At 44.8% G+C, this 6,107-nt stretch carries 6 protein-coding genes; all 6 read left to right on the forward strand.

Annotation, left to right across the window (positions count from 1 at the left end):
* Window positions 1-6 precede the first annotated feature (6 nt).
* The 6 genes from folK to ACFQ3J_RS25950 all read left to right on the forward strand — a co-directional run bounded on the left by folK (window position 7) and on the right by ACFQ3J_RS25950 (window position 5,661).
* Window positions 7-552 carry a 2-amino-4-hydroxy-6-hydroxymethyldihydropteridine diphosphokinase gene (gene folK, locus ACFQ3J_RS25925; RefSeq protein WP_251584779.1) on the forward strand — a complete coding sequence of 182 codons (546 nt, stop codon included), beginning with the start codon at window positions 7-9 and terminating at the stop codon, window positions 550-552.
* On the forward strand, window positions 504-704 hold the full coding sequence (locus ACFQ3J_RS25930) for a helix-turn-helix domain-containing protein (RefSeq protein ID WP_251584781.1): 201 nt from the start codon (window positions 504-506) through the stop codon (window positions 702-704). Before folK ends, ACFQ3J_RS25930 begins: the two co-directional genes overlap by 49 nt.
* Window positions 705-799: 95 nt before the next feature.
* Window positions 800-1,831 (forward strand): tRNA dihydrouridine synthase DusB, encoded by a 1,032-nt coding sequence (gene dusB / locus ACFQ3J_RS25935; RefSeq protein ID WP_251584783.1) that lies wholly within the window; start codon window positions 800-802, stop codon window positions 1,829-1,831.
* 223 nt (window positions 1,832-2,054) lie between these two features.
* Window positions 2,055-2,531: a transcription elongation factor GreA gene (gene greA / locus ACFQ3J_RS25940; RefSeq protein WP_091161538.1), complete on the forward strand. Its 477-nt coding sequence runs from the start codon at window positions 2,055-2,057 to the stop codon at window positions 2,529-2,531.
* Window positions 2,532-2,644: 113 nt separating this feature from the next.
* Entirely contained in the window at window positions 2,645-4,156 is a 1,512-nt protein-coding gene (lysS, locus tag ACFQ3J_RS25945; RefSeq protein ID WP_251584785.1) for a lysine--tRNA ligase, read from the forward strand.
* A gap of 167 nt (window positions 4,157-4,323) precedes the next feature.
* Window positions 4,324-5,661 (forward strand): TrkH family potassium uptake protein, encoded by a 1,338-nt coding sequence (locus ACFQ3J_RS25950; protein ID WP_244533690.1) that lies wholly within the window; start codon window positions 4,324-4,326, stop codon window positions 5,659-5,661.
* Window positions 5,662-6,107 lie beyond the last annotated feature (446 nt).

Here is a 6,107-nt window from a genome sequence, read left to right on the forward strand (position 1 = left end):
CGATTCATGAATGCACACCGAACCTCTGATCCGTCAGAGGCTTATATTGCTTTAGGGGCTAATTTGGGCGATCGGGAAGCTACACTGCTGTCCGCCATTCAGCTGCTGCATCAGCAGGATAAAGTGAAGGTGCTCAGATGCTCCAATCTATATGAGACCGAACCGGTTGGATACGTGGACCAGCCTTCATTCATTAATATGGCGATTGCTGTGGAGACCTCGCTCCCGCCGAATGAACTGCTTGTCCTCATGCTGGACATTGAGCAGCGCCTCGGAAGGGTCCGGGATATCAGATGGGGACCGAGAACCGTGGATCTTGATTTGTTGTGGTACGAAGGCACAGAGATGAATACGGAGCAGCTCGTACTGCCACATCCGCGGATGGCGGAGCGTGCTTTTGTGCTTGTACCTTTGTCGGATGTAGTAAGCCTACAGTCAGGCTCTATATATACTTTTGTACAAACAGCTCTTGAGAGACTGGATGAAAGGGATGGAATACAGCGGTGGAAAACATGCAACTGGCCAGACGCATCCGCGCTTTCCGAAAATTAAAAGGCTTTACTCAGCAGAATTTAGCAGATCAGTCAGGGATTTCTCTCGCGATGCTGGGGATGTTTGAACGGGGAACCCGGAAGCCGACGGATAAACAGCTGGCAGTCATTGCTGAAGCGCTGGAGATTACAATAGCAGAGCTGCAGAGGTAGCCATATCCTTTCTTTTTACAAAATACGCAATTGATGTTTTAAAAACTATAAATATAACCATTCTAGAACAATAGGAAAAGAGGTGAATTAGTTCTATGCTGAAAATAGCAGATATCGAATTAAAGAACCAGGTTGTGCTTGCGCCGATGGCCGGAGTCAGCAACCCTGCTTTCCGTCTGATTGCGAAGGAATTCGGTGCAGGGCTGGTATGTGCGGAGATGGTTAGTGATAAAGGAATACTGAACGGAAACAAGCGGACAAGAGAGATGCTTTTTGTAGATGAACGGGAAAAGCCGCTTAGCTTGCAAATTTTTGGTGGCGACCGTGATTCGCTTGTGGGTGCGGCAAAGGTTGTAGATCAGGAGACGAATGCGGATATTATTGACATTAACATGGGCTGCCCTGCACCAAAAATCAACAAGAGTGATGCTGGTGCCAAGTGGCTGCTTGATCCGAACAAAATTTATGAAATGGTATCTGCCGTAGTGGATGCTGTCGCTAAGCCGGTTACGGTGAAAATGCGGATCGGCTGGGATCATGATCATGTATATGCTGTGGAGAATGCACGCGCAGTGGAGAGTGCCGGAGGCAAAGCAATTGCCTTGCACGGCAGAACGAGAGAACAGCTGTATACCGGATATGCAGACTGGGACATTATAAAGGAAGTTAAGGAATCGGTATCCATTCCGATTATCGGTAACGGAGATATTTCCTCGCCTGAGGAAGCCAAACGCAGATTGGAGGAATCCGGTGTTGATGGCGTCATGATCGGTCGCGCCGCACTCGGGAATCCTTGGATGCTGTACCGGACGATTGAATATCTTGAGAAAGGAATTCTCCTGCCAGATCCTGATCCAGAGGAGAAGATCCGTATTGCCATTCTGCATATGGACCGTCTCATTGCACTCAAAGGCGAGAATGTCGCTGTCCGCGAAATGCGCAAGCATCTGTCTTGGTACCTGAAGGGGCTGAAAGGTTCTTCTCGTATTAAAGATGCGATCATGGAAGAGACAAAGCGTGATGAAATGGTTTCCATTCTAACGAACTTCCTGGAAGAGCTGCCTCAAAATGATGAGAACGAGAAGAGCATTGAGGCAGAAGCAGTGCATGCAGACTGTGCGTGTTAATAAATTGGTAATTTTATATTGATTTCCAACATTCTCTAGGGGTCGACATTGACTTTTGAATATCGTTCACCTATAATTTTTTGGTATAAATTCGGCAATAAGCTTTTAACTGAAACTTTACATCAAGAGAACAAGGTGTTCTGTTTTCTGAAGATTTGCATATTGTTTTTACAGGTAATTGAAATGGTCTTACATTATTCCCATGACAGGAGAATCGGTTGAGATGAGCGATAAAGAAGTCATTCTTACACAGGAAGGGCTCAAGAAGCTGGAAGAAGAACTTGAGAACCTCAAATCCGTTAAGCGCCGCGAAGTTGCTGAGCGGATCAAAGTAGCAATCGGATACGGCGATATTAGCGAGAACTCCGAGTACGAAGATGCCAAGAATGAACAAGCCTTCATCGAGGGTCGTGTTATTACTTTGGAGAAAATGCTTCGTAATGCACGTATTATCAACAGTGACGAAATCGACACAGATACTGTAGGTATTGGAGCGACAGTTTCGGTTGAAGATCTCGAGTTCGGCGATGTTGTTGAATATACGATTGTCGGAACAGCGGAATCCAATCCGCTGCAGAATAAAATCTCGAATGAAAGTCCGGTTGGCAAGGCGATCCTTGGCAAGAAAAAAGGAACCGTTGTGGATGTTAACGTTCCAGCAGGCGTCATCCAGTATAAAATCGTGGATATTAAGAAGTAATACCATGTTTTCGGGATAAGGATTAAAAGCTTCCCTTGGGGAAGCTTTTTTTCAGTATCAGCGTGCGTTTCCTATAAACGCATACATATCATTTAAGGGAGTTGAGCAAGGCAATGACGGATGAAACAATGAACCCGGAAGTAGAATTGAGCGAGCTTCTTCAGATCAGACGTGCTAAATTGGACGAGCTTCGTGGACTGGGTATCGATCCATTTGGCAAGAAATATGTCCGTAACAGTGAAGCGGGAGTGATTCTTAGCCAATATAATGATCTTACAAAAGAAGAGCTGGATGAGAAGAATGTAGAAGTAACGGTGGCAGGCCGGATTATGGCAAAACGGACGATGGGTAAAGCGAGCTTCGCACATATCCAGGATCTGAGCGGCCGTATTCAAATCTATGTGCGCAAAGACACCGTTTCGGAGACACAGTGGGATGCATTCACAATCCTTGATCTTGGCGATATTATTGGTGTCAAAGGCATTGTCTTCAAGACAAAAACAGGCGAAACCTCTATTAAAGTTACAGAGCTTGATGTTCTCTCGAAGTCACTATATCCGCTTCCAGACAAATATCAAGGTCTCAAAGATGTAGAGCTGCGCTATCGTCAGCGTTATGTAGACCTCATTATGAATCAGGATGTACAGCAAACATTCATTACACGTTCGAGAATCATTCAATCCATGCGTCGTTACTTGGATTCCCATGGATACTTGGAAGTGGAAACACCGACCCTTCATGCGATTGCAGGCGGAGCGGCAGCGCGTCCGTTCATCACGCATCATAATGCACTGGATATGGAGCTGTACATGCGTATCGCGATTGAGCTTCATTTGAAACGACTCATCGTGGGCGGTATGGAAAAAGTATACGAGATCGGCCGTGTTTATCGGAACGAAGGTGTATCCACTCGTCACAACCCGGAATTTACAATGATTGAGCTGTATGAAGCTTATGCTGATTATCAGGATATCATGGAGCTTACAGAGAACATGATTGCACATATTGCCCAAGAAGTACTGGGTACGCAAACCATCAACTATCAAGGACATGAAGTAGACCTTACTCCAAAATGGCGCCGTGTATCCATGGTTGATGCGGTGAAGGAAGTGAAGGGAGTAGACTTCAGTGTGCAAATGACGAATGAAGAAGCGCATCAGCTGGCCAAAGAACATAAGGTTCCGGTTGAGCCTCATATGACATTTGGCCATATCCTTAACGCATTCTTTGAAGAGTTTGTAGAAGAGACATTGATTCAGCCGACATTTGTATACGGACATCCCGTAGAAATCTCGCCGCTTGCGAAGAAGAACGAAGAAGATCCGCGCTTTACAGACCGCTTCGAGTTGTTTATCGTAGCGCGTGAGCATGCGAATGCCTTCAGTGAGCTGAATGATCCAATTGATCAGCGTCAGCGTTTTGAAGCACAGCTTCTAGAAAAAGAACAGGGTAATGATGAAGCCCATGAGATGGATGATGACTTCATCCGCGCACTTGAGTATGGTATGCCGCCTACAGGAGGACTTGGTATCGGTATTGACCGCCTTGTTATGCTGCTGGCTAATGCGCCTTCTATACGGGACGTATTGCTCTTCCCGCATATGCGACCGCGCGCATTGGATTAAGTTACTGCAATTGTAGTTGCTGCGATTGCAGTAACTGGGTGGACAAGCTTACTCTTATTTAATTGAAGTACAACAGTTGGAGGAACAACCGAGCGAGTACAGCTTCAGTTGTTCCTCTTTTAATAAGTCACGAGAAGCGTGCTGCGACAAGAAAGGCGAGATCCGTTTTGAAGAAGATAGGGATAACTAAAAAATATGCTTCCCCACCATTTATACTCGTTGCCGGGATTCTTGCTATTATTGGCGTGGGTACGGTTCTGTTAATGCTGCCTATTGCCAATGAGAACGGACAAGCCCTCAATTTTGTAGATGCGCTGTTTACAGCGACGTCAGCTGCCTGTGTGACGGGTCTTATTGTTGTAGATGTGGGGACCACGTTCACCTTATTCGGCGAGATCGTCATTATGGTGCTGATGCAGCTGGGTGGTTTGGGCTTTATGACCATTGCTACACTGATCGCCCTACTCTTTGGCCGCAGATTGTCTTTAAAAGATCGATTGCTCCTGAAAGAAGCGATTAATGCGGATACGATGGAAGGAGTTGTGCGTATTATACGCAAGGTGCTTATCTTCTCCTTCTCCATTGAGGGTGTTGCAGCAATCATTTTTACTATTCGCTGGGCAGTAGAGATGCCGTTTGGCCAGGCTTTTTATTATGGCGTATTCCACTCGGTATCCCTGTTTAACAATGGTGGGTTTGATTTGTTCGGAAACAGCTTTATGAATTACACAGGGGATTGGCTCTTTAATGTGGTTGCCTCTGTACTCGTCATTTCCGGTGGCTTGGGCTTTATTGTGCTCAATGACTTGTTCGAGTTTCCGAAGAAACGTTCGTTGTCCTTACATTCAAAAATGGTGTTGTCTGTTTCGGGATTTCTTATTGCCATAGGCACACTTGTCCTATTTATATTCGAATTTACCAATACAAAGACGCTGGGATCACTGGATTTGGCTCATAAATTGTATGCATCGTTCTTTCAGTCCGTCTCTACCCGTTCTTCGGGGACAAGTACAATAGATATTACAGAACTCCGTTCAGCTACACAGTTTTTCTTCATTTTGCTTATGTTTATAGGTGCTTCTCCAGGCTCAACCGGAGGCGGCATCAAGACCACAACCTTTTTCATTATGATAGGTGCCATTATAGCCATGGTTCGTGGTCAAAAAGATATCGTGTTTTTCAGACACCGCGTACCTCAGGACTTGGTGATGAGAGCAATGACGATCATTATTATCACATTGGGTATATATATGGGAGTGGTTATGCTATTGCTTACGACAGAGGATGCGCCATTCCTTGCCGTTATGTTTGAAGCCGCATCGGCGGTTGGTACGGTGGGACTGTCTGTTGGCCTCACACCAGAGCTGACCGTATGGGGAAAACTAATCATTACCGTTACAATGTTTATAGGACGGATCGGTCCACTTACAATCGCATATGCAGTACGTCCTAAGAAGACAAAGAACCTGTATCGTCATCCAGAAGGGCGTATTATTATTGGATAGGGATCAAAGTCGTTGCTCGAATATAGCAACGACTTTTATTTTTAGTGTTTATGAGATTGCTGATGATCATTAATAACATAGAAATGAAATATTTTTAAAAAAGCATTGCATTATAATTATATACATGGTATATTCTAATTCCGGCCAAGAAATAAGCCGTTCAAACAAGAACACAGCAAGTAAGCTTCGATCAGAAGTTGAAAAACTTTTAAAAAAAGCTTGCATTTCGAAACCGGACATGATATGATATAAAAGTTGCTGACGACGAGAGTTGAAAAGCAACGAAGTTGATCTTTGAAAACTGAACAACGAGTGAGTGGCATTTTCTTTGAAAATGCTTAGCGAGATCATTCGGTACGCGTCGCAAGACCGTATGAATGATGGAGCAAAATAAAGAGAACATAATGTTCTCGTCAGTTTTTCTAAATGAGCTTATCGCTCTTTTC

The organism is Paenibacillus provencensis (assembly GCF_042678545.1).
Taxonomy (GTDB): domain Bacteria; phylum Bacillota; class Bacilli; order Paenibacillales; family Paenibacillaceae; genus Paenibacillus; species Paenibacillus provencensis.

What these genes read in the sequence shown, in the direction of transcription:
- folK (WP_251584779.1), top strand. Translation starts at nt 7, where the DNA reads ATGAATGCACACCGAACCTCTGATCCGTCAGAGGCTTATATTGCTTTA.
- dusB (WP_251584783.1), top strand. Translation starts at nt 800, where the DNA reads ATGCTGAAAATAGCAGATATCGAATTAAAGAACCAGGTTGTGCTTGCG.
- greA (WP_091161538.1), top strand. Translation starts at nt 2,055, where the DNA reads ATGAGCGATAAAGAAGTCATTCTTACACAGGAAGGGCTCAAGAAGCTG.
- lysS (WP_251584785.1), top strand. Translation starts at nt 2,645, where the DNA reads ATGACGGATGAAACAATGAACCCGGAAGTAGAATTGAGCGAGCTTCTT.